Annotated in this window: 1 protein-coding gene; it reads right to left on the bottom strand. The window is 65.4% G+C overall.

Features of this window, described 5'->3' with window-relative positions; translation table 11 throughout:
- Positions 1-253: 253 nt before the first annotated feature.
- The gene (locus CV770_RS40995) at positions 254-1492 is read right to left on the bottom strand and encodes an MFS transporter (RefSeq protein ID WP_091968095.1); all 1239 of its coding nucleotides are present in this window, start codon (positions 1490-1492) and stop codon (positions 254-256) included.
- Between the last annotated feature and the right edge of the window lie 134 nt (positions 1493-1626).

Here is a 1626-nt window from a genome sequence, read left to right as displayed (position 1 = left end):
AAATGGTCGCCCTCATCGCCGTGGCCCGCAAGCTCATCACCATCCTCAACGCCATGCTCAGGGATCGAAAACCATGGCAACCCGCTTGACAAAGAACACAGTCGCTGAGGTGCGAGTGGCGCGATGCAAGAGCATCGCGCCGGCAGCCTCGAAGGATGAACGGTCGAGATGCAGCCGGGCCGTCGCCCTTCGAGGCTCGCCGCAGAGGCGAGCACCTCAGGGTGACGGTGGGAGATGCTAAGCCCAGGACGCTTCACGCCGTCCGCAACACCGGCGCCGGAGGCTGCGACGGCCTGACAAGCGCGAACGCCACCTGCACGATGCCGCCGGCAAGACCGAGCGCGACGCCGATGCGCCAGGCCATGGTGTAGGAGCCGAGCGCGTCGTAGAGCACCCCGCCTCCGTAGGCGCCGAGGAAGCTGCCGATCTGGTGGCTCATGAAGGCGAGGCCCTGGATCATCGCCTGCCAGCGCAGGCCGAACATCTCGGCGACCGCGCCCGCGACCAGCGGCCCTACTCCCATCCAGAGGAAGCCCATAATGGCGCCGAACAGCAGCGTCGAGAACGGCGTTGCCGGCAGCATGAAGTACCAGGCGAGCGCCAGCGAGCGCAGGATGTAGATCGCACCCAGCAGCGCCAGCTTGTTCCAGCGCTGGCCGGCCCAGCCGAAGAACAGCGAGCCGAGCACGTTGAAGCCGCCGATCATGCCGAGCGTCTGCGCGCTCAGCATCGGATCGAGGCCGCAGATCGCGAGGTATGACGGAAGATGCGTGGTGAGGAAGACCAGCTGCATGCCGCAGACGAGATAGGCGCAGGTCATCACCACGAAGGAGGCATTGCCGAACGCGGTCCTCGCCGCGGTCGCAGCCGTGGCATCGTCGATCTCGTCGGCAGCCGGCTTCGGCAGCGGAACCTGGTCGACGCGCCCCGCATACCACGCGGCAGGAATCATTAGCACCGACATGACGACGAAGCCGGCAAGCCCGACGCGCCAGCCAAACCCCTCATTGAGCATCTGCCCGATCGGCGCCGACAGCAGCGCGCCGAGCGAGCCCGCGCCGGAGACGATGCCGAGCACTGTCGAGCGCACCGTTGCAGGAACAGCGCGTGCCGCCACCGACATCGCGATCGCAGCCGCGGTGCAGGCCAGCGATGTGCCGATCAGCACGCCCGCGCCGATCATGATGCTGACGAGGCCGTTCGCGGTCGCCATCAGAATGAGGCCCGCGATGTACATGAATGAGCCGACGATCATGATCGGACGGAAGCCGTAGCGCACCGTCATCGCGCCGGCGAGCGGCTGGAGAAAGCCCCAGGCGAGGTTCTGCACCGCCAGCGCCAGCGTGAAATCCGAGATCGAAATGTGGATGTCATGGGTCAGCGGCTGCATGAAGATGCCGAGGCTCTGCCGCAGCCCCATGCTCAGCGTCAGCATGATCGAGGCGCCGATCAGGATGGGCAATGTCGGACGCAGGACCTGCAGCAGGGGCATTTTCGTCTCCCTTTTGGGCACGGCGCAAATGCCGTCGTCTGAAATATCGGTTGATTTTGGTTACACAGACCTGTGTACTTAGGCTATGTTGGGCCCCAGCTGTCAAGCCAAGAGGATGCGCGTCCCCGCATGGC

This window comes from Bradyrhizobium sp. AC87j1 (genome assembly GCF_002936975.1).
GTDB lineage: Bacteria > Pseudomonadota > Alphaproteobacteria > Rhizobiales > Xanthobacteraceae > Bradyrhizobium > Bradyrhizobium shewense.
This window is presented reverse-complemented; position numbering and strand designations above follow the sequence as displayed.